We start from the raw sequence: 25695 nt of genomic DNA on the forward strand, positions 1-25695 counted from the left end.
AGGGGGCTGACGTGCAAGGATTGGTCAATTTCGCGGGAGAGATCGGCAACGCAATCGCGATTTTGTTGCCGACCTTTTGTTATCTGACGGCGCTCGCGCTGTTCATGTCGGCCGGATGGGGATTTTGGACGCAGGCGCAGAGCCACAATCCCTATCGCGGCCGTCCTTGGGTTCCGTTCGTGGCGCTCGTCCTCTCGGGCGCCTTCGCCTCGTTTCCGTCGATCCTGACGATGGCGAACAATACGGCCGGAACCAATCTGCAAGTGTCGATCGGGGCGTTGACGAGCTACACGGCGCCGACCGTCAACGGAAATATCCTGGGACAAACTCCTGGCGACGCCGTCGTCAATATCGTGACGTTGTTCCAGGGGTTCTTTCAGGCGGTCGGCGCGATGTCCTGCTTTTTCGCGATGCTGACCTGGAATGCGGTAATCGCGGGCCGCAGCAATCGCAGTCCCGGCGGCTGCGGCGTGCAGTTCGTGTTCGGGATCATGCTCATCAACGTCGTGACCGTCGCGACATGGCTGGTTTCCGTATTTCGAACGTGAACCGTCGAGGGCGTCCGTCGACTCGAATTCGCGACGCGGTGGAGAAAACATCATGCAGATTGTCGAGAAGCTGATGCAGCTTCCAATCGTGATCACCTTGGTCGGTTGGGCGTTGTTCTATTCGTGGTTGTTTTCGATGGCGGGGCTCGGACTGTCGGTCACAACCTGCTCGATCTCGCTGAGCGGCAGGAGCTGGTGGAGCGCTTCGCCATGACGATGAGCTTCTATCTCGTGCTAGCGACGTTCGTGAGCTGCGCTGTCTATCTGTTGGCGTTCGTAAGTTTGGCGCGCCACTTTCTCTCCCATGCACGTAAATACCGGCTCGCCGACATCGCAATAGTTCCGGCTGTCGGCCTCGCTGGAATGAGCGCGCTTCTCCTCGGAGTCCCGCATTGAGGCGGTTCCTCCATCGCCTCGCGGCGCCCGGAACAACCATCTGCGAGAAGGTCGCGAAGGGTTTGTTTTGGGGGATCGCGATGAACCCCGGCGTGTGGCTGTTCGCGATCGCCCATCTCTTCGCTCGGCAGCGATAGGCGAAAAAAATATTTTCGGCGCGCGAACGCGACGCTCGATATCCGCACAGCTTCGTCCGAATCTTTTTTTCGAGGGCGTGAGGCGCTCTCTCAATCGAAGGAGATGAACTTGCAGACCATCGCCAAAATCAAATCCCATGTGTCGTCCTTGCTCGCCGGCGCGGCGCTCTCCGTCTCTCTCGGAGCGACGAGCGCCTTTGCTCAGGCGGCTGGCCAGACGCTCGGCTCGCAGGTGCAGAGCATTTCGAAGGAGTTCTCGACCGCCGGCGGCTTCGCCGGCTCGACCGCTATGTATGTCGCCGCACTGGTGACCTTCATCGCGGGCGTCTGGTTCCTGTGGCAGAGCCGACAGCCGGAAAACCGCGAGAGCGGGAAGGTCGCGGCCGGTCTCACGGGCCTCGTGCTGACCGGCCTGTTCGTGGCGGGAGGCAACTGGATCCAGAAGGCCTCCTACACGACCACGGGCGCCGGCGCGAAAGTGTCCGACCAGGCCGGCGTCATCACCTTCCAGTGATGTCCAACGCTCTCGCGTTCCTCGCTGGCGCAATGCGGCGGGGACGCAAGAGAATGATGGCCCTCGCCGGTCGTTCGGTTTCACAGCCGAAGACCGGCGAGGGCGCATCGATATCGAGGATCGGCGCGTCGATATGCTCACTCTTTCACTATCGGCTCTGAACCATGGCGCACGGCCAATGGCGAAGTCGCGAGCGCGAACATTCCCGACACGCTGCGCGCATTGCGGTTGCGAAATCGAAAGCTCGACCGCGACGTTGCAGGACGCCTCCGACGATCCTTCGAGCTGCGCATTGTGCCACCTCGCGCAAAATCTCGACTGCTCCGAGATCGACCACGAGGCGGTCCTGATCTGGGCGCCGGAATTTACCCAAGGCGCTCTCAACGCCCTCGTCCATCGCGTGCATTCGACTTTCGCTGCGCATGGAAAATCCGTGTCCTGGCCTCTCGATCCGCTTCCCCCGAACTGTTCCGAGCAGCTGCTCGCGGCGGCGTCCGCCTATGCCGCGCTCGCCGAACGCAGCGTAATCGCGAAAGCGCGGATCGGAACATCGTCGCCGCGCGATCTCGCGGAAGCGCTGTCGATGATCTCGCCGGGCTCTTACGCCCGTCGTCACGAGCTGCTCGGCGGCGCACGCCTGCTGTCGCTCGGACGATACTTCGTCGACGGCCGCGACATTTATCCGCGCTTGCTCGTCAGGGAGAGGCTCGCTTCGATTTTGAGGAGATAGAACATGCTCCAATGGATTTCCCGCGGGCTCGCCGCGATGTCGTTGATGGCCAAGCAGCCCCTCGCGAGCTTTTGCGATATCGAAGCCTCGCATGGCGACGCGCTCGTCACCAAGCACGGCGACTATGTGAGCTTCCTGCGTCTCGGCGGCATGCGCCGCATGTCGACGCGGGCCGATATCGATCGCCTGGCCAACGCCATGCGCATCGACATCTCCGGGACGCTGGAGAACAGGGGACATGCCATCGTCGGATGGTACGCCTCCGATCCCGATCTCGCGGCGGTCGAGATCGAGCGCGTCAACATGTCGGCCTGCCGGGAGATCGCCAAGGAGATCGGGCTGGAGCTGGGCGATATTTTCGAGGAACGCAAAAAGCTCTGGACCGGCATGATGCGCTGGGAGGCGGCGTATTTCATCTTGTGGACGCGCGCCACGACGCTCACGAAGGAAGAGCGCAAGCAGATGAAGGAGGAGCAGGCCGCCAGCGCCAAAAAATGCCCGAACATCGGCGACGCCCAGAAATTCCATCTGCGCAGCGACGTCATGGCGGCGCGTCACACCGGCTTCGTCTCGCGCGTCGTGTCTTCATTGAAAGGGCTGGACGTCGCTGCGACGGAAATCTCGGCCCATGATGCTCTGGTGGTCGCGCGCGAGGCCATGTATCGCGAGACGGTCGGTTCCGGCTGGCGTCCGACCCTGGTCGGCGACGCCTTTCGTCCGCGCTGGCCGGATGAGAAGGATGAGCGTCCGATCCTGGAGACGCTGATGTGGCCGGCGATCCGTGATCTCTTCTTCGACTCCGATGCAATCGTCCATGACGGGCAACGCGTGGAGATCGGCCTCTATGATTATGGCTGCGTCGATATGACGATGGGACCGGAGGACCCTCGGCCATTCGTCGAGCTGTCGTCGCGGCTTGGGCAGGATCGCGTCCCTTGGCGCGTCTCCTTCGTGATCGAGGGCGGCGGCAATTCGGACATGCTCCTGAAGAGCGCCGGCGCGCAGTTCTTGTGGATGTTTCCCAGCAACCGGGACATCACCCGCGCCTTCGAGCATTTGAAGCGCGAGCGCGAAAACAACAACCATATCGCCGTTCGCCTGCGGGCGTCCTTTGCGACCTGGGCTCCGTTCGGAGAAGTGGGCAAGCTGCGGCTACGACTGTCGACACTGAAGCAACGCCTCGAGGCCTGGGGAAATTGCCGGGGCACGACCGTCATCGGCGATCCACTCGAAGGCGTCATGGGCAGCGTGCCGGGATTGGCGCTCGCGTCCACGGCGCCGCCGTCGGTGGCGCTGATCGGCGACGTGCTGGCGATGCTGCCCTGGGGACGAACCGCCTCACCCTGGGACCGAGGCAGCGTGCTGTTCCGCCAGCCGAACGGCGCCATGTGGCCCTATGACCCCTCTGGCGGCTCGAAGCGGCCGCAGGTGCTCGACACATTCGTCGCGCCGCCCCGTTCGGGAAAATCGGTGCTGGCGAATACGATCAACCTCGGCCTCTGCCTCAGCTCCGTCGCGCTCGGGGCGGTCGGGGCGAAGCTGCCTCTGATCGGCAAGGTCGATATCGGCGATTCGGCGGAAGGCTTCGTGCTTCTCGTTCAAGAAGCCCTGGGACCACAGCGCCGGCACGAGGCGATCTACACGCGCATGCAATTCGCGCAGGGCTTCGAGTTCAACGTCTTCGATCTGCAGGTCGGCTGCGCTTATCCGCTGCCGCTCGAAAAGGCGTTCTTGCAGAATTTTCTGGCGCTGATCACGCTGCCGCCGGATCAGAGCACGCCCTTCGAAGGCATGAATCAGATGATCGGCATTGTGATCGACGAAGCCTATCGGCTCTGCACCGATGTTCCGGGGGCGTCTCCCAAGCGCTATCGGCGTGGCGTCGAGCCTCTCATCGACGCGGCGATCGAACGACACGGCGTCGAATTGCATCATGACGAGCCGCATTGGCGAGACGTGGTGCAGGCCCTATACGCGGTCGGAGATTATCGTCTCGCGGAAGTGGCGCAACGGCACGCTGTCCCTGTGTTGGAGGATCTGGTCGGCGCGGCGCGAACCGACCAGGTCAAGGACATGTTCGGCAAGCTCACCATCGCGATGACGGCGGAGCAGGCCTCGGACCTGTTCGAACGCTATATCTACGATGTCATTCGCAAGTTTCCGACCTTGAACAGCCCGACGCGGCTGGATTTCGGGGCGGCGCGGATCATCGTCATGGATCTCGCGGAAGTCGCGCCGACCGGCTCGGCGGCAGCCAATCGCCAGACCGAGATGATGTATATGCTCGCCCGCCACATCATCGCGCGCAATTTCTTCCTGAAGCCCGACTACCTCCCATTCGTGCCGGCAGAGGCGCGCGGCTTTCACCAGCCGCGCTTTCAGGAAATCTACGAATCGGTGAAGCGGCTCGACTATGACGAATGGCATCGCACGCAAGGCAGTCCGCAGGTCCGCGCGCAAGCCGAGCTCGATGTGCGCGAAGGCCCCAAGCACAATGTTCAGCTCGGCTTCGCCAGTCAGCGTCTGAGCGACATGGGCGACGCGATCGTCAGTCAATCGACAGGGCGTTTCGTGCTGCGGGCCGGCGACGACGCGGAAGCCGAGGAGATCGTTCAGCGCTTCAATCTCTCCGAAGCGAGCGCCGACATCGTCCGCCACCGCCTTCATGGACCCGGTCCCGCCGGCGCGCCGTTCCTGGCAGTGCTGCAAGCGGATAACGCCAAATATGAGCAGATGCTCGTCAACACGCTCGGTCCGATCGAGCTGTGGGCGCTGTCGACGACCCCTGGCGATAGAGCGCTGCGCAATCGTCTTTACGACCGCATCGGGTTTCGCGAGGCGCTGCGGCGCCTCGCGAGAATATTTCCGGGCGGTTCGGCGGAAAAGGAGATCGAGGAGCGCAAGGCCAAGCGTATGCGGCGGGGCGAGCTCGACGCGCGCGCAGAGACCGGCGTCATCGACGAATTGGCGGACGAGCTGGCCGATGCGCGCGGAATCGGCGCAAAGCTTCGATATGAAGATAGCGGCTCGACGTTCATCGCAGCGGCGGCTCAATAGCTCTCCGCCGCGTCGAGCGCTACGCGTCAAAGGGCGATGCAACAGAGATTGACAAAAATTTGCCACTCCCCATGGCTTAGTTGGTTGGTCCTTGAGCGAGCAAGAACCGAGCGGTGTTCGAGCTTCAGCGTTTTGCCTTCTAGTTTCGTAGAATGAGGAATCCGAATTTGTCTAGAGCAATTAAACGCTGGGTTCTGCGTGGAGCCGCCGGCACAATCGGAGTGCTTGCAACGTTAGCACTTGTAGGAAGCGTATATCAGCACCGCGCGACAAAGGCCGATTTCAACAAAATGAACGCTCCAGGGCAGCTCATTTCTGTCGGCAAGCAAACCTTTCATATCCACTGCAGCGGCGAAGGCTCCATCGCCGTCATTCTCGAAGGTGGCGCAGGTACGACCACGCAAGCTTGGGCTTGGATACAGCCCGAAATATCAAAACGGACTCGTGTCTGTTCGTACGATCGTGCGGGTTACGGTTGGAGCACCCCATCCGAGCAGCCTATGGACGCCTTGAACACGAGCCGAAAGCTTCACGATTTGCTCAGAGCTGCAAATATTCCTTCTCCATACATTCTCGTGGGTCATTCCATAGGTGGCGCCTATGCACGAATGTTCACTGCAAACTACACCGACGAAGTCGCAGGGTTATTTCTGATCGACGCCACCAGTCCTGCCGTTCTGGATACCTACGCGGAAGTCGGACTGCCGAAGGTCGAAGACTGGACACCTTGGAGCTTGAGGGTATTTCCATATCTCGCCTATGTCGGCGGAATGCGCCTGTTGGTCGCGCTCGGAATTTTCGATCTTGCGAAGGGACTTCCGGCAGATGCTGAGGTGATCGCGAATGCGTTTCTGTCGACCCCTGAGCACATTAGAATGACAATCGCAGAGTACGCCGCCCTGTCGGAGACTCTCAAGCAAATTCGAGCGCTCCAACCGCATCCGTCTCTTCCTGTCGCTATCGTGTCAGCCGCCCGCTTTCCTGGCTTGGATAAAGCAACAGAGGCGGCCTTCGTCGATTGGCATCACAAACAACAGAAAGCGTGGCTCCGAATATCATCGACCTGTTCATTTCGAATAGTCGACGGTTCTGACCATGTTTCTCTCGTGACGAGCGAAGCCTTCGCCCACGAAATTGCAGTCAATATCCTGGAGATGGTCGAGGCGGTAAGCAAGCCTTGATCCCAGCCGAAGCCGCTCGTTCGTCGAATCGGGGAAGGTATCCCCAACCATCCGCATTCCTTTTTTCGTCTTCTCGTTACCTTCCGGAGGCCTATCAGTTGGCGCCGAAAAGTCGATGCTGACTGAGCTATTGAGGGCGTGAAGAGTCCGTTCCGACGTCGGAAGCGGGGATTCGAGCTGGGGCATGACTCGAACGTGAGATCATTTGAAATTCGCGCAACGCACGCGGAAAATCTATGTGGATCGATTTGATGGTCGAGGAGGGTCGCCATGCCCAGCCTGCGCACCCCGCTTCGTCCCAATGGCGTCGTCATGTTCGGCTCGGGGACGCGCGACGTCGCTCGAATCGAACATCGCGGCGCTCTCGATCTCGATAACGCCGAATCGATCGCGATCGCCGACGAGGCCGAACTGCGGCGTCTCATCATAGGCCGGTTCAAGCGGTCGAGACTTCATCGTCATTCGCGCCGACGCCGAATAGCGTGATCGCGCAAAAAATATGGAGCTGATCACATGAGCGCCAACTATCTATGTCGCGGTCTCGTCGTTCTATTGGCAACATGCTCTCTTGGCGGCTGCGCGCATGATGTTCCGACCACGGTCGATGTCTCTGGGATGCCGAATGCGGAGATAGCGCTCCGACGAAGCGTCGACCACGTCGATAGCGAGATGGGCGAGCTCGGTCGCATGCACCCAGCTCCGCGTCAGGGTCCGGCCGTCGTGCCCGCCGAGCTGCAGAAAATCGTCGCCTTCGAATGGGAAGGACCAATCGAGGGGGCGGTGGAAAAGCTCGCCGGCGAGGTCGGATACGAGGTCGTCGTCGACTCCGCCTTCAATGTCCAAACGGTGTCGATCGGCGTCAAATCCGGGCCTCGCCGCGTCTACGAGATTTTCCAGGCCATCGGCCGCGCCGCCGGCGACCGCGCGACCGTGCAGGTCGACGCGCAACATCATCGCATACAGGTGATCTATCATGTCTAAGCCCTTCCATAAGCTCGTCTCGACAATCCTGGCCACGACCCTTCTCGCCTCCGCGGCTTTCGCCGACGGCGCGATCAAGGTCTATCCTGTCCCTCCGGCTCCTTCGCCCGCGGAGATCGACGCGGCGGCGCATGTTCTCGGCAATCCGTTGAACAAGCCGATCACCGGAGCGGCGCAGGAGCCGGCGGTCGTCGGAGGCGAACGGCCGCCGTCGCTCGAGGCGCTGCAGGCGGTGCGCGCCGGGCGCGGCGATCTCGGGCTCGGGCTGGAGCCGGGGCGAGAGGACACGCTTTATTCGGCCGCGCTGAGCTTCGGAGCGCAGGGCGGCCTCGCGGCGCGGTCTTTCGCGATCAATGACATGTTGCGTCGCTATGAGGCGACGCTCGACAAGAGTTATGATTTCAGCTCGGTGGTGCTGCCGCTCGGCGGCGGCCGGACCCTGCTGCGTCCGCCGGTCGTGACCCAGGGACAGCTCGCCTTCGCGCTTGGCGACAATGCGCAGGTCGCCCGCGAGACGGACTGCGTCTATCAGATCACGCGCGAAGCGCAGCTCGCCTCCGCCCCGCCGAATTGGCGCGGCTATCTCGTCCGCAATTGGAAAGCCCCGACGCGGCCGCACGACGCCGTGTTGCCGCGCACCGAGCAAGAGGCCGCCTATTGGAGCAAATGGGTGGCCGAAGGATGGGCGCAGGGAGAGAAGCAGGCGGTGGAGATTTTTCTCTCCGACCTAGGTCGCCTGCAGCGCGACATCGTCGGCATGGCCCGGTTCCGCGTGCTGCTGCGCGCCGGATTGGTCGAGCACCCGAAGGTCGCCTTCCAGAACAGCATCGTGAATGGCGGCCGCGACGAGCTTCGCGCCGGCGATCGGATCGTCCGCATCACCGATCAGCCCGGGCTGCAGGCCGACGCGCGTCGCTGGGCGCCCAAGCGCCACGGGCCGTGTCCGAAGTGACGTCGGACTGATTTCCGTGAGCATTTGAACGACGCAGGAGGACGTTGTGGTCGACAAAACTTGGGACAGTGCGGGACTTTCCTGGGTGGCGGATCCACGAAAGAGCGCGCCGGCCTTGGATTCTCTGCTCACCTGGGCCTATCGCTCGGGAGCCTCGCGCATTTCCTTTCAGACCGCGCACTGTCCTTGGCTGAGGATCTATGGCCGCAATCGCAAGATCGGCGACACGACGCTCGACGAGGCGGAGATCGCGCTTATCGTCAATCATCTCTATGGCGCCGACGGCATGGCGCGGCTGCAGGGCGGCGGCGCGCTCGACACGACCTATGAGATCGCCGTGAGCCGCACCGAACGGCTTCGCTACCGTCTCAATGTCACCTCGACGCGCAGCAGCCGCCGGCTCGGCGTCAATATCGTGCTGCGTCCGATTCCGGGATTGCCGCCGTCGCTGGAAGAGCAGCTGGTCGAGCCGGGGATCATGGAGGAGTTCCGCCCCCGAAACGGCATGGTCATCGTGTCGGGCGGCACGGGCTCGGGAAAGTCCACGCTGATCGCCGGCATGACCATCGCCAAGCTCCTCGACCCGAATGGCCACTATGACATCGTGGAAGGCGCTGCCCCAGTTGAATTTCTGCTCGATCGCGTCAAGAGCCCGAGCTCGACGATCAATCAGAGCGAGATCCCGCGCGACCTGCCGACCTTCGAAGAGTTCATTCGGGGCTGCATGCGCCGCGAGCCGACCGACATCATTGTCGGCGAGTGTCGCGAGACTGCGACGATGAGCGCCGCCATTCAGGCGGCGATCTCCGGGCACACGCTGACGACCACGATCCACGCCAATGACGTCGCGCTGACGATGCAGCGCATCGCGAGCCTCTGCCCCTTGGCCGAGCGCGAGAATTTGATCAGCGCCGTCGCGCAGTCGCTGCGGCTCGTCGTCACTCAGAGGCTGACGCCGTCCCTGGACGGCAAACGCACGGCGCTGCGCGAGTTCCTGGCCTTCGATCGAAAGCTGCGCAATCGCTTTCTCGAGACGGACCCGACGCAATGGCCGGGCCTGACGCGCCGCGCCATCGAAGAGCAGGGACAGTCTTTTGCGCAGGCGATCGATAATGCCTTGCGGGATGGCCGCATCAGCGAGGAGACGGCGGCGCACGAATTGAGGGAGGAAGGCTGATGTGGCGGAACACCGCTCTACCGACGCGGATCTTGTTTCTGGATGGGCGCGCCTGCCTGCCCCTGCTGGTCTTCGTCGTCTATTGGAGCTGGCTCACTTTCTACATAGCGATCGGCGGCATGACCTTTTTCATTGTCGTCAGCTGGGCCGGCCTCACGGTTTCGTCGGTGTTGCGGCTGCTGCGGCGCATGCTGATCGGGCCGATCCGAACCGCCGTTCCGACCTGGAAGCGCAGGAGGTCGGCATGATCCTGGATATAGGGGATGTGGAGGCTGTGCTCGAGAAGCTTCTGCGGAAAGGCGGGCGGCCGGTGCTGTTCGAAGGCGTGACCGTACCTTTCGACAGCGCAGCCGCGGCGGATGGATTGCTGCCCCTGTTCCTGCTGACGGGCGAAGCCTTGTGGCGCGAGGTCAAGGGCGAGGGCTTCGGACTGACGACGCAGCCCGACGAAGGGGCTCTCCTCGGCTATCGCCTCGCCGTGATCGACGCCGGATCATTCACAATGGCGATGTTGGCGACGATGGAGGCGATCTCGCAGGCATGCGGGCCGAACGGGATCGTGGTGGAGAAGCTCGGTGACGTCTGGGCGGCCTCGAACGAACGCTTCGAGACCGATCGGCGAGGTAAGGAACAGCGGCAATGAGACGGTTTTTCTTACTTCTTGCTTTCTCGACCATGGCGAGCAGCGGACCGGCGCGCGCCGCGGACGATCTGGCGAAAGGCGCCTACGTCAAGGAGTGCATCGACGCCGCCTCGAAGACGCATTCGATTCCCGCCGAGATCCTGCTGATCCTTCTGAATGTCGAGAATGGGCGGCTCGGGAAAGTGAGCCAGAACACGAACGACACTGTCGACATCGGGCCGATGCAGGTGAACCAGATTTGGGTGCCGAAGCTGGCTGCACATTGGCGCGCGTCGCCAGAGGCGACTTATCGCGCTCTGCGCGACGAATTCTGCGCCAATGTCGAAGGCGGCGCCTGGATCCTGCGACAGGCGCTCGACGAGGCGGACGGCGATCTCTGGGAGGGGATCGGGCTCTATCATTCACACAATGAACGACACAAGGCCACCTACCGCCGCCTGGTCCTGGCGCAAGGCCGACGTCTGCAACGCGAGGCCGCCGCAGAGACGGGCTCGACAGAGAGAGGCGCGGCCGTCACCCGAGGAGGGAGGTGATGTCCGTGTCGCACGCGTCACAGGGCAATGTGAGCGACGGCGCCGCGTTCTTGATGAGCGTCGCCGTCTTCGTCGTCGGAGCCGGCTTCGGCGGCTGGTATCTCTGGGAGGAGCAGCACGCCGCGATCAGCGCGATCGTCATGCAGGGCCTGCACGGCCAGATGAAGTTCATCCACCTCTTCACCGATCGCTATGACGTCGCCGACGCGCAGCTTCTCGCGACCAATCCCGCGACGGTGAAGTTTCCGCAGCTGCTGCGGCTCGCCCGCGAGATCGGGCGCTTCTTTCTGCTGCCCTCGATCGGCGTCGTTCTGGCCCTCGCCGCGGTGTGCGCGAGCCGCGCCGGGGCGAAGCGCTTTTCCCGGCCGCTCGATCTCGAAGCCTTGATGCGCGAGCAGCTTCGATCCTTTCGGACGCCCGCCGCCTACGTGCGCAGACATTTGGGGCTCGTCGACATCGACCCGGGCAAGCCGCGTCCCGCCGATCGGGCTTTGACCCGCGCCGAATGGATCGAGCGCTGGGCGACGGACGACAAGGGCGCTTTCAATGCGGCAGGAGCGCGGGCGGAGCTGACGCGCCAGCTCGGCTCGGCCATGCGCGACCCGGCAGAGGCGCCGCCGCATGTTCGCTGCCTATGGGCGGCACTCGCCCTGCATCGGGAGCAGCGCCACGATGAGGGGCGGCGCTTTCTGGGCGATCTCTCCTCGGCGCTGAGGGCGACGGGCAAGGAAGGCCGGACCGGCCCCGATCGCGCCCTCGCATTCCCGGTCGCCCTGGTCGAGCGAGCCGATCATTGGCTGGACGACCGAGATTTGCGCTTTCCTTTGGCGGAAACGATATCGGCGCATGGCTTCACCACCACGGCGACGATGAGCGCCCTCCTCGCCGCGCGCAGGGAAGGCGGCGTTCTCCCGCCTGCGGACTTCGGATTCTTGAAGCTCGTCGATCGGCGACTCTGGTACGCGCTGCATTCCCTGGGCTTTCCGGCCGATATGTTCGACCCCCTCCTTCACCCGACGCCGCTCGTCGAAGCGATCGGCGCGCGTGACCATTGGGCCGCGGAGCGGATCGCTGGCGCGCCGTTGCGCGTCGCCTCGATCGATAATGCGCTCGCGGCCATCCGTAAGGTCTGAGGCGCCTTCTCATTCGCGCAGAGCGCCTCGACCATGCGTTTCAGGAAGAACCGAGGGAGGTCATGATGGACGAGGCGATTTCCACTGACGAGAAAAGAATCGTTTTCGAAACGCCGCACATTCACATCGACGTGCATGTGCATCTGGACGGGCCGGTAGGCGTCGCGACCTCGGGGGACCGGCGAGCGCCGATCGCCGCCCCGACGGGCGGAACGAGACGTTCTCTGCTCACGACGCTCGTCGTCGCATTCGGCGTGTCGGCGGTCGCCTTTTTGGGCTTCCGGGCAGGGAGCGTCTCCTCCGAGCAAAAGCCGCTCGGCGCGAGCCGAGTGGCCGCGTCGCCGGACGCCGGGGCGTCGTCGGCCGCGCCATTGCCGGACGCTCTCGCTCGCGACCTGCAGCGGCCCCCGCAGATCACGCCCGCTCCGGGGACGCCGGCGGACGCGGGCCGATCCGGTCCGGCCGCCTTCGGCCTGCAGCAATGACGCCAAGGTCGGCGACACGGAGGGCGGCATGATCCCGCGCGAGATTTCCGGGCCGCAGGAGCGGTTCGAGCGGTCCGGCGCGCAAGCGCTGCGCGATCTGCGGCCGATGTCGACGCGCGTCTGGGGCTCGCTGATGAGCGAGTTTTCTGGCGCCATGCTCAGCGTCGGCGCGGGGCTCATGCTGCTCGAGCCGGCTTCGGTCGACCTGATCGTCCCCGCTGCGATCGGATACGCGGCCCTCGTCCTGACGAGGCGCGTCGAGCTGCCGATGCGGCTTCCCAAGAGCGCCGGCGTCGCCGATTGGAACTATCCCGATCCCAGGAACCGCGCGCCGCGCATGGCGGCCGGGATCATCTATCTCGGCCGCGACGTCGCGGGCCGGGAATTATGGATCGCCGCCGAGGATGGCCGCCAACATGCGACCATTCCGGGGACGACGGGCGCCGGCAAGACGACTGCGATTTTGGGCTTCGTCTCCAATGCGCTGACCCATGCGAGCGGCTTCGTGCTCGTCGACGGCAAGGCCGATCACACATTGTTCGGCGAGGTGATGGCTCTCGCGCGCCGGTTCGGCCGCGAGGACGATGTGCTGCATCTCAATCTCCTGGTCGCCAGCGGAAGCAAAGAGAGCAACAGCTTCAATCCCTTCGCCACAGGGAACGCCGACGCCATTCGCGAAATGGTGGTCAGCCAGCTCGGCGAGCAGGCCGCCAATGACTCGAACGGCGTGTTCCGCAGCCGCGCCGTCGCCTTGATCGGAGCGGTGATCCCGGTTCTGACCTGGATCAGAGATCACGCCGGCATTCCGATCGACATCGAGAAGATCCGCGACGCGCTCGAGCTCCGTGTGATCTGGAAGCTCGGCGTCAAAGGCCACTATGAATTGCGCGATCCTGCCACCGGGAAGATAAGGGACATTCCGCTCGATCTGCCGCAGGATGTCGTCTATCCGCTGCTCGCCTATCTAGGCGAGCTTCCCGGCTATGACACGGACCTCGACTACAACAAGCAGAAGTCGGACGATCCGTCCAAGCAGCACGGCTACGCGCGGTTTTATTTCACCGAGATGTTCACGCAGCTCGGCGTTTCGCTCGGACATATATTCAAGGTCGAGCAGGGCGACATCGACATGCGCGACGTGGTCTTGAACCGCCGCATTCTCGTGGTCTCGCTGCCGGCGCTGGAGAACTCCTCCGACACGTTAGCTGGGCTCGGCAAGATCGTGGTGACGTCGCTCCGCGGCATGATGGCGCAAATGCTCGGCATGCCGAAAGAAATGCTCGGCATGGAGGCGCCCTATCATATCGTGCTGGACGAGCTCGCCTATTATGCGACGAGCGATCTCGACCGGATGATGGCGCAGGGCCGCAGCCTGAATATCGCCTTCTGGCTCGGCTTTCAGGAGGTTTCCGGTATATTCGCGCGGCTCGGCGAGAAGACCTACACGCTGCTCGGCAACGCCAATCTGACCGCGGCCATGCGCCAGCAGGACGCAAACCGCACGCGCGAATGGATCGAGGAGACCTCGGGCAAGACGGATGTAGCGCAGGCGACGAGCTTTCGCGGCGGCGACATCGGCGTCTATCACGACACGCGCCAGGCCGATGTGCGCCAGGTGTCGCGGGTGAACTGGCGAGACCTGCAGAGCCTCATTGAAGGCGAGGCGATCATGTTGTTCGGCGGCCGTCGCATCTACGCCAAGGTCTTTCATGCGAAGGTCGACAATTCCGGGCCGAAGCCGCTCGTCAGGCGACTGTCTCTCGCGCCGCCCGCCCGCGCCGAGCTGGAGGCGAAGCTCGACGCGGTCCACGAAATTGCGGCCAATATCGAGAATGGGATGGTCGCCGCCGGCGGCCGCGAGCCCATGGAGCCGACGCTGAGGGCGATATACGAAGCCTTTCGCGACGCGAAAGCGAATGGAGGCGATCGGGAGGCCTGCGTGGACGCGGCGATCCGCGCCGCGGGCGAAGTTCCGTTCGTGCCAGGCGAGGAGAGGCAGGGCGCGGCGGCTCGCCTCCTGGTCATGCTCAAATCGGCGCTGCACGGAACGGGCGGCGAGGCCCCAGGCGGCGTTCGGCCCAATGAGCCTTTCGACAAAGCGCTCTTCGAGAAGATCGTCGAGATCGAGGCGGCGATCGGCGAGGACGAGACTGCGGCCCGGGAACGCGCCGCGACGCTGGTCGGCAAGATCGAGGCGGCGGTGAAGGAGACAGAAGGGACGTTGCCCAGCCGGGAAAATCGGGAGAAGCTGCGAGCCGATTTGGCGGCGATCACGTCGATGATCACACCGAACGCGGCGGTTGCGCAACAGGCGACGCCCCGGCGGCGCGTGGAGGCTTCCCCATAATGTCGCCGATGCGGCTTATCGATATCGAGCATGTCCTAGCGACAGCGCTGGTTGTCTTGCTCATTCTCGCGGTCGTCGCGTTCATCGGCTCGCGTCGGCCCGCCTATCGGCGCGGGCGGTTTCTGACGCCCAATGAAAAGCGCTTCCTCTGCGTTTTGGACGAGGCGGTCGGAGGAGGCTATCGCGTTTTCGCACAGGTGCGGCTCGCGGAGCTCGTCGACGTCGATCTGAGCGCAACCAGCGCGAAGCGACGCGCCGCGATGAACAAGGTGTTCGGCAAGAGCATCGATTTCGTAATTTGCGATTCCGCCAGCCTGGAGCCCATCGCGGCCATCGAGCTGGACGACAGGACGCATGCGCTGCCGCATCGCCGGGAGCGCGACATATTCGTCGACGCCGTGTTCGGCGAGATCGGAATTCCACTGCTGCGCGCGAGAGCGCGACGCGCCTACACCGTTGCAGCGCTTCAGACATTGCTGCGTGAGGCCGGCGTCGTTAAAACAGCTCGCTCCGGTCTTCGAACGATCGGGTGAGAATGAAAATCGTTGCATGAGACCTTCGGATTGACGGGAGCAGTATCGGATGTCCTTTCGGCTGTCGCTTCTCGCCGGCGCATTTGCTTTCTCGCTGCCGTTATTCGTCTCGGCGGCCGAGCCCCCTGAAATCCATTATGCGCCCACCGAGAATCTGGAACGCCTCGATGTAGCGCTTCTGCGCGCCGCGCGCGTCAAGATCGACCTCGCCGCCTATGTGCTGACGGACTGGCCCGTCATCGACGCGTTGATCGATGCGCATCGACGCGGCGTCGTGGTCAGGATCGTCCTGGATCCCAGTCAGGCGAGCGATTTCGATCGGCTGCGAGAGCTGTCGCAGAGGCTACGCACGAGCCCGCCCGGTCCTTTCATGCATCTGAAATCCTATTCCGTCGACGACATGCTGTTGCGGACGGGCTCCGCGAATTTCACCGCGTCGGGGATGAAGCAGCAAGATAATGATGTCGTGGTCATCCGCGATCGAGCGGCCGCCCAAACGTTCGAGGCCCGTTTCGAGCAAATCTGGTCGACCGCAAAGCCGATCCTTGCTCCTGGTCCCGCTTTCGCCTCGCGAGGCGCGGTTCCGGCTTCGACGAGACCCACGGCGCCGGCGAACTGCGAGATCAAAGGAAACATCAATCGCAGTGGCGAACGTATATTCCATAAACCCGGCGAGCCATTCTACGCCCGCGTCAAAATCGACCCGAACACCGGAGAGCGCTGGTTCTGCTCGGAAGAAGAGGCGGTCGCCGGGGGTTGGAGACACGGGCGCGTCAATTGATCCCGTGAGACGGAATGCTTTTCGAAGCCGGCAGAATTCGCGTAGACGAGAGCCATATCCTCGAGGATACCGCGATTGCAACCCTGGTTTAGACGGTCCATGCGCCGCGCTGCACGGACCTTCGCCTTCATCCTCCTCGCGCCGATCGTTCCGGCTGCGCTCTATCTCGCCGTCGCAGCGATCGCGAGCCGCACGCCGGTGAACGACGACTGGCGCGAGCCGGATGGCGGCATAACCATCTACGTACAGACCAATGGCGTGCATACCGGCTTTGTCGTGCCGGCGAAAGCCGCCGGCGTCGATTGGAGCAATCGCATCCACCCGGGCGATGCGCCCGGTTGGTCGACGACGCCACGCTGGCTCGCTTTCGGCTGGGGCGATCGGGACTTTTATCTCAACACGCCGACATGGGCGGAGTTTTCGCTCCTCCGAGGATTTAAGGCCGTGACGGGGCAGGGGTCGACGCTGGTGCATGTGGACCTCCTCGAGGACGTCCGCCCAGGTGAGATGGTTCGTCCGCTGCGGCTCACTCCCGAGCAATACCGCCGCCTCTCCGCCTTCATCGATGCGACGTTCGCAGACCGGCGCGAGGTCATCCACGGCTATGGCCAGAACGACGTCTTTTACGCCGCGCGCGGCCATTACAGCGCGTTTCGGACCTGCAACGCTTGGACGAACGAAGCGCTGCGCGCCACCGGCGTTCGCACGGCGTTGTGGAGTCCATTCGATGACGGCGTCATGCGCTGGGCTTCCCAACCGGTAAGGTGATGGCGGCTCGAATACGCCTCTCTGTCCTATCACTTTCCCGACCGAGGCGCGGGAACGCGTGCGCTCGAAGATCGCAACAGACGTGGCTGCGCCTCACATCGGCGATTGGAACACCACGATCCAACGCGCCGAGAGCGGGCATGCCGGTTTTCGGATTGCGCCCAGGGCGAGCGTCTTTGGAACGGCTTCAGAAAGTGCCGAAGCGGCGAAGATGCAGGTCTTCTACCCGCGTCAGGCGGACAGCACTTCCTCGAGCGCAGCCGACCTCCCTTTCCAAAAGGATGAACGAAGGAATATTCTGCGATCATCAGCGCTGTTCCGCGGCTCCGACCTGTAATATCATCGGGATATGCCGAACAATCTATTTCAACCGTTGGAGACGGGCCGCCTCCGCTTGCGCTGTGTCGCCACCGAAGATGCCGCCGCGACCGCCGTGATGATGCCGCGACCGCCGTGATGATGACGCCGGAAGTTAGCCGATGGCTGGCTTATTGGCCCAGCCCTTTTACTTACGAAATGGCGATTGCGCGCATCGAGGCCGCCCGCGAGTGGGCGCGGAGGGGCGACGCGCTGCCGTTCGTCGTGACAGACAAACCCAGCGGCGACGTGCTCGGATGGGTGATGATCTACCGGGACGAAGAGAATCGTCGGCGCGGTTCTCTGGGCTATTGGTTAGGTGAGAGGCATCACGGCAAAGTCTATATGCGGGAACTTGCGCCGGCATCATTGGCGGCCGGTTTCGGCTTGCTCGATCTCGACGTGATCGAGTCCGCGGCGCAACCGGAAAACGCTGCGTCGATCGCCGTGATGAGGGCTTGTGGAATGAAGCCGACTGGCGAGCGTATGGTATATGCGCCCGTCCGTGAGAGATATGAACTTTGCCGCTTCTATGAGGTTCAGCGTTCTCGCTCCCTGGCGTGAAGGTCCTGCCCCTTTTTTCGTAGGTTCCGCTCTCGCTCCGATTCACTGTCATGACGCTTTTCCTTCGCCCTCCCGAACGGGAAAATCGCGCCAAAAGCGCGGCGTCGGCGCCGCGCACTGGCCACTCTATATGTAATGGCGTCTGCGTCGACCGAATGGTTCCGGCTTCATCGAAACGGTGATGGCGAGGGCCGATCGATGGAAGGGGCCGGCGAGGGCGGCTCGTGGCGCTGCTTGTCGAGGCGGGATTCGATGTTCTCTTTCGCCTCGCGCAATAGGGCTGCATTTCGCTCGACCTCGGCGGAGAGATCGCGGATGTGGGGCGCAACTTCTTCCGTGGCGATCTTCGAGCGCACGCGCTCTCGCGCCTTTCGGCCAGGATCCATGGCGTCGGCGGGCCGCCGGTAAAACGTGCGACCCTGCTCGATGAAGGAATCGATCGACCGCTCTCGCGTGCGCCGGCAGGCCTCGACGAGGTCGAGGGCGAGAGATTTATAGGGCTTGGAGGCCATATCGGCCACGATCCGCTTCCAGAGGTCTTCCGCCTCGATCGGCTTGGCGTCACCGAGCGCGCGGCTGCGCCTCTCGGCCTCATGGACGGCCGCTTCGGAAATCATCGTCCAGGTCGTTCCCCTGGCGCGGCTTTCCGCGACATAGGCCTTGAAGGCCGTGATGCCGGCGCTGCCGCGCGGCAGGGCATCGATATGCTCGTCCGAAGTGACGCCTTGCGCCGCGTCGATCGTCAGCGCATGGCCGAAGCCGAGCATCAGCCGCTTGGTGACGGGATAGGTGAGACGGCGCCATTCGACCTCGCCGGTCTGCCCCTTGGCGTTCTGGAGCAGGAGGCCGCCGGCGGTCTTGCCCATCACCTTCACGACATGACCGTTATAGCCGATAGGGCCTTCCTTGCCGTCGATCTTCGCCCAGGTGTAGCGATAGAGGCGCAAATGGTCGCCGGCGGCGATCGGTAGGTCGAAGGCGTGCGGCTCCTTCGCGCCGCGCGGCGCGATCGCCTTGTGAACTGTCTCGTCGGCGCCGATCTCTCCGCGCGCTTTGAGCCGCGTCCGGATCGCCATGCTGATCGCGGCCGCGTCCTCATTGGTCGGCGCGGAAATCGTGATCCCGCGCTTCGAGCCGGCGGCGTCGAGAACGTCGCGTCGGCTGACATAGAAATCTGCAATCTTTGCGGCGACCTGGTCGAAGTCGCCGCCGACCAGCATGGCCGTTCCCTCGGCGCGCTTCATCGCAAGAGCGGATTCGGCCTCGGAGTCGCGGAACATGCCGGCGATCTGGCGGTCGCGCCGATCGACCTGACGGACGGCGGTGAGGAGCTCGGGTTGCGCCGATTTCGGCAGGGCGCGACGCAGGATTTCGATCGTGTCGCCGGCTTCGATCGCCTGCGCCTGCTCGCGGTCGCCCAGCGCCTTGATGGTCATGCCGGTCTCGGCCTGCAGCTCGAGCAGCCGCAGCATCGGCCGCGGCGCGATCTGGCTGATCTCGTCGATGACGAGGATCGTGTTGCGAGTGGGCACGAACTCGCCGGCCTCGACGGATTTGAGGAATGGCTCGAGCGCCCGGGTCCGATCGATGCCAGCGTCCTGAAGCGCATCGGCTTGCCGCCATGCAGTCGAGACGCCGACGAGCTCGCGGCCCGAGGCGTCGAAACGCGTGTCCGCTTTCCAGGCGGCGACGAGAGGCCGCAGTAGCGTGGATTTGCCCGCGCCGGCGACGCCGGTGAGGAGCGACAGCGCGCCGCCCTGGCCGAGCGCATAGATCGCAGCTCTTTGCGCGGCGCCATGCTCCGGTTCGCTGTCGAAATCGAGGCCGGAAGCGTCTATGGCGCGGCGGATGTCGCCGGCCGCCAGCGCGCCGGACGTGTCGAGCGCGGCGCGCGCGGCATGGTCGCGGAGGCTCTCCTCGACGCGGATCTGCGCGGAATTGGTGACGCGGAGCACCTGTCGCGGCTCGTCCTCGGCATTCTCGCGCTTCGCCCAGGCGGCGACCAGATCGACATGCTCGCCGTGAAGCTCGACGCCCTTGCGCTCGATCATCTCGACGACGCGGTCGATATCCTTGACGCCGCCGGCGACGCCCACGCCGATCAAGCCGCGCGCCGCGTGGATGCGAAGACGATCATGGTCGATGACGGCGGCCGTGTGGAATTCCTCGGCGAGATGTTTCGCCGCGAAGGCGTAGGCCCGCTCGATCCGCTCCTCGACCGGCAGCGCGGCGATCTTCGCGTCCCCCATGACGGTGGTGTGCTCCCAGCCCATCGCCTCCGCCTGGTCGCGCCAGATTTTGTGGTCGGTCTTCTCGCCATGCTTTGCGAGGCGGGCGGCCGCCGCCGCGTCGCGGAGGATTTCAGCTTTCCGCTCCGCGGAGATGTCGTCCCAATCGAGGCCTTGGCCAGCGGCGAAGGCCTTGGCGTTGCGCAGGACTTGATGCGTGCTCTTGCTGAAGGCCTCATTGGCGAATTGCGGGATGGCGAGGATGACGGCGGCCTGCTCCTTCTCGTCATAGGCGACGCGAATGCCGAGCGCGCGCAGCTCGTCGGCGAGGACGGCCTGGGCGAAGGCTCCGAACTCATGGACGCGGGCGTGGAGCCGCTGCGTGTCGAGCGATCCGATATGGCCTTCGCCGGTGACGACCAGATTGAACAGAGCATTGTGGATGTGGTCGTGGGGATCGCCGGCGATCGGCGCTTCGAGGAGATAGGTCGCGCCCTCGCGGCCGTCCTGGACCGGCAGGGTCGGACGGGCGATGTAATGTCGGAAGCTGACCCAGCCGACAGCGCCGGGATCGGCCCCGTTCTCCCCCGCGCGCCCGCGCCGCGCCCAGCCGATCTCCCGAGCGATATAGCGCATCGCCGCGTCATTGGCGCGATAGATGGCGTTGCGGATGGCGGCGGCCTCCGCTGGATCCTGCGCGAATTCGGCGGCGAGCGTCACGGATTTGTGGGGTGAGAAGGTGAAGTCGTAACCGCTGATTTCTCGCTTGTGCTTGGACCAGGCCTCTCCGGTGTCGGCGCGCTTGCCCTCGAATAGCCGGTCGAGCTCCTCGTCCTTGGGCGCGTGGTGAGAGTTAATGCCGAGCGCGCGGGCGACGGAGAGCGGCATGTCCGAGCGCCAGGCCGGTCCGGCGTCGCGGCCGGTGTAATAGCTGGTGAGGCGCGACCCCGGCTCCAGCTGTTGCTGGCCGAGGGCCTCGGTTGCCTGCTCTTGCGGCGGCGGGCCGAGCCTCGCTTCCGTGAAATACATGCGGACGAGCTTGCCGTCGGACGCTGCGGCGAACTTGCGGAAGGTGATCATCGATCAGGCCTTCGCGAGGGAAGAAAAGCGCTTTTCCAGCGCCTCGACGCTCTTGTCCGGGAGGCTTTGCTGCATGTCGACGAGGAGCTCGACGGTCTTGCGCGTCAGAATGAGCTGCTCGCGGTTCTGCGCGATCAGATGGGCGAGCAAATCGCTCAAGCTCGGCTCGCCGGCGTCGTCCTTCGGCGTGAGCAGCGCGATGATCTCGTCGAGGCGAGCGATGGAGATCCGGATCTGCTCGTTTTGCAGGCCGACGGCTTCGACGATCTGGTGGCTTTCCTGCTCGACCCGGGCGAGCCCTTCTTTCAATTCCTTGGACATGATTGCGCCTCCGCTGACGAAAGCGAAGCGTCGGCGGACTCTGCGCGAATGAAAACGATCGGCGTCAAAAGATTCAGCGCCGCGCGGGCAGGGCGAGCGTTCTTGGAGCGGATTCGGAAAGTGCCGAAACGGCGGAGACTTAGGTCTTCTCCGCGGGCCAGGGCCGACAGCATTTCCTCGAGCGCGCAATCGAGTAGAGCTTTTGCGTCCGTGCGAGAGAGGCCGGGTATGCGTGCGTAAATGGCGTGCGCGAGGTCATCACGCGTAACCGTGCTCCTGGAAACAGCTGCGTCCAAAACCCCATCCGGCTGTTCGCCGTTCCCTCGAAAACACGCCGCGTCGTCCGCATCGGGAAACCGAATCACAATGCGGCTAGAGAATATCTACCCCGCAGGTACGAGGGAGACCAGCGCCGCCCACGCTGGGCATTTTGTCACTGTGGTTTTTCGTTCGCGATCCCTGCGAACGGATCGGAGGGACCTGAATGCCCCAAGTTCCCGGTCGCCTATGGCGAGGATGCGCCAGAGTTCCTCGTTCGCGGTCCCGAGCGGCCAAGGGGCGCCAGGAGCGGCCATTCGTCGCGAACGACCGGAAGGTCCGTTTTCTGGATGTCGCGGACTTTTGTGCGCTAGTGCGGTTTCCATACTTATGTGCCCATTCCGGTGAAAGGATGATACCTCTTGAAGAATCGACTTGTCATGATTTCCGGCTGTTCGGGCGCAGGGAAGTCGACCCTCCTGGCCGAGTTGAAGGCTCGCGGCCATGTTGTCGTGGAAGAACCCGGTCGCCGCATCATCGCCGAGGAAACGGCCAGCGGTGGCAATGCATTGCCGTGGGGCGATCTCGCGATGTTTCTGCGTCGCGCGATCGACATAGCGTTGGCGGACCACGTGGCGGCGGTAGAGCAAAAGGGCTGGGTGTTCTTCGATCGCGGCCTTGTCGACGCGGCATCGGCATTGGAAGCTTTGACCGGCGAGCCGGTCCTGCGTCCGTTGTGTATGCCGGTCCCGTTGCGTCCGACGATTCCGGTGCATTCAGTGCCGAAGGTCAGGTTGACGTCAGTGAAAAGCGGCGTGCCGTCAGGAGTGGACGCCGCGCGCAACAGGCCGCGGAGCGCAAGGCCCGCAAGGACGGCGCCGGGCACAGGGCGAGGGCGAAGGGCGATCAGCCGAAAATCCTGATGGATGCCGCCAAGGGCCGGGCCGAGGCTTCGGGTGGAGCCGGCGCGCGCTTGCGCGATGCCCGGCGCGAGGCGGCAGACGAGGCCCTGTTCGCTGCTCGTGAGAAGATCGAGGTCCTGCAACCCCTGCATATGGACATTCCCTCGACCGACCTTCCGCCCGGCAAGGCGGTGCTGCGATTGGACGGTGTGAGCGGCGGATATGATCCCAGCCACCCTGTTATTCGCGATCTGTCGCTGACTATCACCGGCCCCGAGCGTATCGTTATTATCGGGCCGAACGGCAGCGGAAAGACCACGCTTCTCGACATGATCACGGGCCGGATCGCGCCGCAGCGTGGGCTGGTGGACCTGATGGTTCCGTTCGCGCTGCTGGATCAGCATGTAGGGTTACTCGATCCGACGCAGACCCTGCGCGAGAATTTCCTGCATCTGAATCCTCCGGCGGATGCTCATACCGCCCATGTGGCGCTGGCCCGGTTTGGTTTCCGCGCAGGCGACGCTTTGCGCCGCACGGGCGAACTGAGCGGAGGCGAGCGCCTGCGCGCGGGTCTCGCCTGCGCCCTCGGGGCCATGCCACCACCCATGCTGCTAATCCTGGACGAACCGACCAATCACCTTGATCTGGACGGCATCGCGGCGCTGGAAGCCGCGCTGGCGGCTTATGACGGAGCGGTTCTGGTGGTCAGCCATGACGAGGCATTCTTGAAAGCGCTCCGCCCGAACAGCGCCATTGAGTTGCCGGGATGAGCATTCTCTATCCCGTAATTGGAGGATTACGTCGGGCGAAGCCCTCCTGGATCCGATAGGGAAAATGCGGGTAAGGCGGCATGACGGCGCTCGCCGCGTCGAGCCGCGCGATCTGGTCGGGGGCCAGCGTCCAGCCGACGGCCCCCAAATTCTGCCGGAGCTGCACTTCGTTGCGCGCGCCGATAATGATCGACGAAACCGTCGGACGCTGGATCAGCCAATTGAGCGCGATCTGCGGCACGGCCCAGCCGGTCTCGTTGGCCAGCTCTTCGAGCACATCGATGACGCGATAGAGGCGTTCCTCGTCGACCGGTGGGCCGAACTGGGCCGTTTCATGCAGTCGGCTTTCAGCCGGCAGCGGCGCGCCACGCCGGATCTTGCCGGTCAGCCGCCCCCAACCGAGCGGGCTCCAGACCAGGGCTCCGAGGCCCTGGTCGGCCCCCAGCGGCATCAGGTCCCATTCGTAGTCGCGGCCGACGAGCGAATAATAGACCTGATTGGCGACATAGCGCGGCCAACCATGGGCGTCGGCGACGGCAAGCGACTTCATGATCTGCCAACCCGCGAAATTCGACACGCCGACATAGCGAACCTTGCCGGAGCGAACGAGCGCATCGAGCGTCGCCAGCACTTCTTCGACCGGCGTTGCGGCGTCGAAGGCATGGAGCTGCAAGAGATCGAGATAGTCCGTGCCCAGCCGCTTCAAGGCGCACTCGACCGAGCGGATCAGGCGAAGCCGCGACGTGCCGGCGTCATTCGGCCCGTCGCCCATCGGCAGGCCGATTTTGGAGGAGATCAGCACGGCGTCGCGTCGGCCCTTGATCGCGGCGCCGAGCACTTCCTCGGAAGCGCCATTGGAATAGACGTCGGCTGTGTCGAACAGGTTGACGCCCGCCTCGAGGCAAATGTCGACGAGGCGACGCGCCTCGATGGCATCGCTCGTGCCCCAATTGCTGAAAAGCGGACCGCTGCCGCCGAACGTGCCGGCGCCGAAGCTGAGGACCGGGACCTCGAGCCCCGAGCGGCCGAGAAAACGAGTTTCCATATGGCATCTCCTTTCTTGGATTTGGAAAAGCGGCTTTCAGCAGGTGAGGCGCTTGGCCGCGCGCTCCTCGCTGATCGCGATCCCCGCGACGAGGATCGCCGCGAGCGGAAACAGCGCCGCCCACAACGGCACGACGGCGAGACCGGCGCCCTGATCGATGACGAAGCCGCCGGCCCAGGCGCCGATGGCGTTGCCGAGGTTGAAGGCAGCGATGTTGAACGAGGAGGCGAGACTCTGGCCGGCGCCTTCCGTCTTCGACAGCACCCACATCTGGAGCGGCGCGACGGTTGCGAAAGCGGTCGCGCCGAGCAAGCCGACGAGGACGACGGCGGCGATGGGCGACCGCAGGCCGGGCGCCATCATGCCCAGCACGACGGCGAGCGCGACAAGCGTCGCGAAGACGGTCGGAACGAGCCGGCGGTCCGCCAGCCTGCCGCCGAGGAGGTTGCCGGCGACGAGCCCGCCGCCGAAGACGAGGAGGATCGGCGACACAGCGGCTTCCGGGAAGCCGCTGATCCGCGTCAGCATCGGTGCGATATAGGTAAAGACAGCAAAGACGCCCGCGTAGCCGAGAACCCAAGGCCGAGAAGGACGGGCAACCGTAGAATGGAGACGAGATCCGCCCGCCAGTCGTTCGCCTCGACGGGGCGGCCGTCCTCGGGTACGAGGGCGGCGATGATGGCGAGCGCGATCAGTCCGACCGCCGCCACCGCCCAGAAGGTGGCGCGCCAGCCCAGATGCTGACCGACGAGCGTGCCGAGCGGCACGCCGAGGATCGTGGCGACCGTCAGGCCGGTGAACATGACCGCGATGGCGGAGGCCTTGCGATCCGCAGCCACGAGACCGGTCGCGACCACCGAGCCGACGCCGAAGAAGGTGCCGTGCGCGAAGGCGGTCAGCACGCGCGCCGCCATGAGGACGCCGTAACTCGGCGCGATCGCACAGGCAGTGTTGCCGGCGACGAAGATCGCCATCAGCACGATGAGCACGGTCTTGCGCGGCCAGCGCGCCGTGATGACCGTTAGGATCGGCGCGCCGATGACGACGCCGAGCGCATAGCCGGAGATGAGCAGGCCCGCTGCGGCGATCGTCACGCCGAAATCGGCGCTGACCTCCAGCAGAAGCCCCATAATGACGAATTCAGTGACGCCGATGCCGAAAGCTCCGGCCGTCAGGGCATAAAGTGCCAATGGCATGATTTGTCCCGCGATGATGTGTGTCGGGACAACAGATAGATGTTCGGCTTCAGGTCATATAGAATGCGGATTGGAATA

General features: G+C 64.0%; 27 protein-coding genes and 1 pseudogene. 23 read left to right on the forward strand and 5 right to left on the reverse strand.

Annotation, left to right across the window (positions count from 1 at the left end):
- Positions 1–11: 11 nt before the first annotated feature.
- The 21 genes from K369_RS04760 (at position 12) to K369_RS24485 (ending at position 17817) form a co-directional block, all read left to right on the forward strand.
- Entirely contained in the window at positions 12–548 is a 537-nt protein-coding gene (locus tag K369_RS04760; RefSeq protein WP_036288556.1) for a hypothetical protein, read from the forward strand.
- Between the two features lie 52 nt (positions 549–600).
- Positions 601–762 (forward strand): hypothetical protein, encoded by a 162-nt coding sequence (locus tag K369_RS26125; protein WP_156967716.1) that lies wholly within the window; start codon positions 601–603, stop codon positions 760–762.
- A gap of 428 nt (positions 763–1190) precedes the next feature.
- Positions 1191–1595, forward strand: coding sequence for a hypothetical protein (locus tag K369_RS04770; protein WP_371033294.1), 405 nt, complete (start codon positions 1191–1193; stop codon positions 1593–1595).
- 178 nt (positions 1596–1773) lie between these two features.
- A complete protein-coding gene (locus K369_RS04775) occupies positions 1774–2325 on the forward strand; it encodes a hypothetical protein (RefSeq protein ID WP_036288561.1) in 552 nt (183 codons plus the stop codon).
- 3 nt (positions 2326–2328) lie between these two features.
- A complete protein-coding gene (locus tag K369_RS04780) occupies positions 2329–5382 on the forward strand; it encodes a secretion protein (RefSeq protein WP_036288563.1) in 3054 nt (1017 codons plus the stop codon).
- Between the two features lie 167 nt (positions 5383–5549).
- Positions 5550–6563, forward strand: coding sequence for an alpha/beta hydrolase (locus tag K369_RS25260; protein WP_198033033.1), 1014 nt, complete (start codon positions 5550–5552; stop codon positions 6561–6563).
- Positions 6564–6833: 270 nt separating this feature from the next.
- Complete coding sequence (locus K369_RS26995) at positions 6834–7049, forward strand: hypothetical protein (RefSeq protein ID WP_036288569.1); 216 nt, start codon at positions 6834–6836, stop codon at positions 7047–7049.
- A 129-nt stretch (positions 7050–7178) separates the two neighbouring features.
- Positions 7179–7544 (forward strand): DotD/TraH family lipoprotein, encoded by a 366-nt coding sequence (locus K369_RS04795; protein WP_036288572.1) that lies wholly within the window; start codon positions 7179–7181, stop codon positions 7542–7544.
- Entirely contained in the window at positions 7537–8496 is a 960-nt protein-coding gene (locus K369_RS04800) for a type IV secretion system DotC family protein (RefSeq protein ID WP_036288575.1), read from the forward strand. The genes K369_RS04795 and K369_RS04800 overlap by 8 nt, the downstream gene beginning before the upstream one ends.
- Before the next feature lie 46 nt (positions 8497–8542).
- Positions 8543–9673 carry a type IV pilus twitching motility protein PilT gene (locus tag K369_RS04805; RefSeq protein WP_036288578.1) on the forward strand — a complete coding sequence of 377 codons (1131 nt, stop codon included), beginning with the start codon at positions 8543–8545 and terminating at the stop codon, positions 9671–9673.
- Positions 9673–9921: an IcmT/TraK family protein gene (gene icmT / locus K369_RS04810; protein ID WP_036288581.1), complete on the forward strand. Its 249-nt coding sequence runs from the start codon at positions 9673–9675 to the stop codon at positions 9919–9921. The genes K369_RS04805 and icmT overlap by 1 nt, the downstream gene beginning before the upstream one ends.
- A complete protein-coding gene (locus K369_RS04815; protein ID WP_036288584.1) occupies positions 9918–10316 on the forward strand; it encodes a hypothetical protein in 399 nt (132 codons plus the stop codon). Before icmT ends, K369_RS04815 begins: the two co-directional genes overlap by 4 nt.
- Positions 10313–10849: a lytic transglycosylase domain-containing protein gene (locus K369_RS04820; protein WP_051949052.1), complete on the forward strand. Its 537-nt coding sequence runs from the start codon at positions 10313–10315 to the stop codon at positions 10847–10849. Before K369_RS04815 ends, K369_RS04820 begins: the two co-directional genes overlap by 4 nt.
- On the forward strand, positions 10849–11982 hold the full coding sequence (locus K369_RS04825) for a hypothetical protein (RefSeq protein WP_051949054.1): 1134 nt from the start codon (positions 10849–10851) through the stop codon (positions 11980–11982). The genes K369_RS04820 and K369_RS04825 overlap by 1 nt, the downstream gene beginning before the upstream one ends.
- A gap of 65 nt (positions 11983–12047) precedes the next feature.
- A complete protein-coding gene (locus tag K369_RS04830; protein ID WP_198033034.1) occupies positions 12048–12467 on the forward strand; it encodes a hypothetical protein in 420 nt (139 codons plus the stop codon).
- Positions 12468–12495: 28 nt separating this feature from the next.
- Positions 12496–14814, forward strand: a complete 2319-nt coding sequence (locus K369_RS04835; protein WP_084570490.1) for a type IV secretory system conjugative DNA transfer family protein — start codon at positions 12496–12498, stop codon at positions 14812–14814.
- 8 nt (positions 14815–14822) lie between these two features.
- On the forward strand, positions 14823–15347 hold the full coding sequence (locus tag K369_RS04840; RefSeq protein WP_198033035.1) for a DUF2726 domain-containing protein: 525 nt from the start codon (positions 14823–14825) through the stop codon (positions 15345–15347).
- Positions 15348–15396: 49 nt separating this feature from the next.
- On the forward strand, positions 15397–16128 hold the full coding sequence (locus K369_RS04845; RefSeq protein WP_084570491.1) for a phospholipase D-like domain-containing protein: 732 nt from the start codon (positions 15397–15399) through the stop codon (positions 16126–16128).
- Positions 16129–16227: 99 nt separating this feature from the next.
- On the forward strand, positions 16228–16896 hold the full coding sequence (locus K369_RS04850; protein ID WP_051949058.1) for a TIGR02117 family protein: 669 nt from the start codon (positions 16228–16230) through the stop codon (positions 16894–16896).
- Positions 16897–16954: 58 nt separating this feature from the next.
- Positions 16955–17233, forward strand: coding sequence for a hypothetical protein (locus tag K369_RS26130; RefSeq protein WP_156967717.1), 279 nt, complete (start codon positions 16955–16957; stop codon positions 17231–17233).
- Between the two features lie 62 nt (positions 17234–17295).
- Complete coding sequence (locus K369_RS24485) at positions 17296–17817, forward strand: GNAT family N-acetyltransferase (protein ID WP_256380975.1); 522 nt, start codon at positions 17296–17298, stop codon at positions 17815–17817.
- Positions 17818–17984: 167 nt separating this feature from the next.
- Here the strand turns inward: K369_RS24485 and mobF are convergent, their stop codons facing one another.
- From mobF to K369_RS28150, 3 genes are read right to left on the reverse strand one after another with little or no spacing between them, the layout of a single operon-like run.
- A complete protein-coding gene (gene mobF / locus K369_RS04860; protein WP_084570493.1) occupies positions 17985–21125 on the reverse strand; it encodes a MobF family relaxase in 3141 nt (1046 codons plus the stop codon).
- A 3-nt stretch (positions 21126–21128) separates the two neighbouring features.
- Positions 21129–21446, reverse strand: coding sequence for a hypothetical protein (locus K369_RS04865; protein ID WP_036288590.1), 318 nt, complete (start codon positions 21444–21446; stop codon positions 21129–21131).
- Positions 21431–21811 carry an HU family DNA-binding protein gene (locus tag K369_RS28150; protein WP_371033295.1) on the reverse strand — a complete coding sequence of 127 codons (381 nt, stop codon included), beginning with the start codon at positions 21809–21811 and terminating at the stop codon, positions 21431–21433. The genes K369_RS04865 and K369_RS28150 overlap by 16 nt, the downstream gene beginning before the upstream one ends.
- A 333-nt stretch (positions 21812–22144) precedes the next feature.
- Here K369_RS28150 and K369_RS27540 point away from each other — a divergent pair, with 333 nt between their 5' ends.
- Both K369_RS27540 and K369_RS25270 read left to right on the forward strand, forming a co-directional pair.
- Entirely contained in the window at positions 22145–22627 is a 483-nt protein-coding gene (locus K369_RS27540) for an AAA family ATPase (RefSeq protein ID WP_245278109.1), read from the forward strand.
- Positions 22627–23376 carry an ATP-binding cassette domain-containing protein gene (locus K369_RS25270; protein ID WP_245278099.1) on the forward strand — a complete coding sequence of 250 codons (750 nt, stop codon included), beginning with the start codon at positions 22627–22629 and terminating at the stop codon, positions 23374–23376. Before K369_RS27540 ends, K369_RS25270 begins: the two co-directional genes overlap by 1 nt.
- A gap of 7 nt (positions 23377–23383) precedes the next feature.
- Here K369_RS25270 and K369_RS04875 read toward each other — a convergent pair whose 3' ends face one another.
- On the reverse strand, positions 23384–24421 hold the full coding sequence (locus K369_RS04875; RefSeq protein ID WP_036288592.1) for an aldo/keto reductase: 1038 nt from the start codon (positions 24419–24421) through the stop codon (positions 23384–23386).
- A 36-nt stretch (positions 24422–24457) separates the two neighbouring features.
- Positions 24458–25617 (reverse strand): annotated as a pseudogene (locus K369_RS04880) (MFS transporter).
- Positions 25618–25695: the final 78 nt, after the last annotated feature.

The organism is Methylosinus sp. PW1 (assembly GCF_000745215.1).
Classification (GTDB): domain Bacteria; phylum Pseudomonadota; class Alphaproteobacteria; order Rhizobiales; family Beijerinckiaceae; genus Methylosinus.

Excerpts from the sequence above, each read along its gene's own strand:
- K369_RS26125 (WP_156967716.1), top strand. The coding sequence starts at position 601 with ATGCAGATTGTCGAGAAGCTGATGCAGCTTCCAATCGTGATCACCTTG.
- K369_RS04775 (WP_036288561.1), top strand. The coding sequence starts at position 1,774 with ATGGCGAAGTCGCGAGCGCGAACATTCCCGACACGCTGCGCGCATTGC.
- K369_RS04780 (WP_036288563.1), top strand. The coding sequence starts at position 2,329 with ATGCTCCAATGGATTTCCCGCGGGCTCGCCGCGATGTCGTTGATGGCC.
- K369_RS26995 (WP_036288569.1), top strand. The coding sequence starts at position 6,834 with ATGCCCAGCCTGCGCACCCCGCTTCGTCCCAATGGCGTCGTCATGTTC.
- K369_RS04795 (WP_036288572.1), top strand. The coding sequence starts at position 7,179 with ATGCCGAATGCGGAGATAGCGCTCCGACGAAGCGTCGACCACGTCGAT.
- K369_RS04800 (WP_036288575.1), top strand. The coding sequence starts at position 7,537 with ATGTCTAAGCCCTTCCATAAGCTCGTCTCGACAATCCTGGCCACGACC.
- icmT (WP_036288581.1), top strand. The coding sequence starts at position 9,673 with ATGTGGCGGAACACCGCTCTACCGACGCGGATCTTGTTTCTGGATGGG.
- K369_RS04815 (WP_036288584.1), top strand. The coding sequence starts at position 9,918 with ATGATCCTGGATATAGGGGATGTGGAGGCTGTGCTCGAGAAGCTTCTG.
- K369_RS04820 (WP_051949052.1), top strand. The coding sequence starts at position 10,313 with ATGAGACGGTTTTTCTTACTTCTTGCTTTCTCGACCATGGCGAGCAGC.
- K369_RS04825 (WP_051949054.1), top strand. The coding sequence starts at position 10,849 with ATGTCCGTGTCGCACGCGTCACAGGGCAATGTGAGCGACGGCGCCGCG.
- K369_RS04830 (WP_198033034.1), top strand. The coding sequence starts at position 12,048 with ATGGACGAGGCGATTTCCACTGACGAGAAAAGAATCGTTTTCGAAACG.
- K369_RS04835 (WP_084570490.1), top strand. The coding sequence starts at position 12,496 with ATGATCCCGCGCGAGATTTCCGGGCCGCAGGAGCGGTTCGAGCGGTCC.
- K369_RS04840 (WP_198033035.1), top strand. The coding sequence starts at position 14,823 with ATGCGGCTTATCGATATCGAGCATGTCCTAGCGACAGCGCTGGTTGTC.
- K369_RS04845 (WP_084570491.1), top strand. The coding sequence starts at position 15,397 with ATGTCCTTTCGGCTGTCGCTTCTCGCCGGCGCATTTGCTTTCTCGCTG.
- K369_RS04850 (WP_051949058.1), top strand. The coding sequence starts at position 16,228 with ATGCGCCGCGCTGCACGGACCTTCGCCTTCATCCTCCTCGCGCCGATC.
- mobF (WP_084570493.1), bottom strand. The coding sequence starts at position 21,125 with ATGATCACCTTCCGCAAGTTCGCCGCAGCGTCCGACGGCAAGCTCGTC.
- K369_RS04865 (WP_036288590.1), bottom strand. The coding sequence starts at position 21,446 with ATGTCCAAGGAATTGAAAGAAGGGCTCGCCCGGGTCGAGCAGGAAAGC.
- K369_RS27540 (WP_245278109.1), top strand. The coding sequence starts at position 22,145 with ATGATTTCCGGCTGTTCGGGCGCAGGGAAGTCGACCCTCCTGGCCGAG.
- K369_RS25270 (WP_245278099.1), top strand. The coding sequence starts at position 22,627 with ATGGATGCCGCCAAGGGCCGGGCCGAGGCTTCGGGTGGAGCCGGCGCG.
- K369_RS04875 (WP_036288592.1), bottom strand. The coding sequence starts at position 24,421 with ATGGAAACTCGTTTTCTCGGCCGCTCGGGGCTCGAGGTCCCGGTCCTC.